Source organism: Rhodobacter sp. NTK016B (genome assembly GCF_017303295.1).
In the GTDB taxonomy this organism is placed as follows: Bacteria; Pseudomonadota; Alphaproteobacteria; order Rhodobacterales; family Rhodobacteraceae; genus Pararhodobacter.
This window is the reverse complement of the sequence record NZ_JAFKOK010000085.1, coordinates 1-207: the sequence shown is the minus strand read 5'-3', so window position 1 is coordinate 207 and position 207 is coordinate 1. Positions and strand designations below refer to the sequence as shown.

The 207-nt window shown below is 64.3% G+C and carries 1 protein-coding gene; it reads left to right on the top strand.

What is annotated here, in order from left to right; genetic code table 11:
- Nucleotides 1–26: 26 nt before the first annotated feature.
- On the top strand, nucleotides 27–207 hold a 181-nt coding region (locus JI664_RS24330), incomplete at its 3' end, for a hypothetical protein (protein WP_207016277.1).

Genomic DNA, 207 nt, shown 5'->3' with positions numbered 1-207 from the left:
CCACCGCCAATCAGTGGCGATCTGCCTTGTCGCGCCTGCGCCGTCCGGGTCAGCGGATCGACGTATTTGACCCGTTTCGTAATGGGCCAGCCGCTGATCCGGGCGGGATCTTGCTCGATGGTACGACCATCACCATTGCTGCGCTCAATGCAGACGGCGTCAGCCTGCGCCTCGATGGTTTGCCGGGGCGCTACACGATCACGCCGG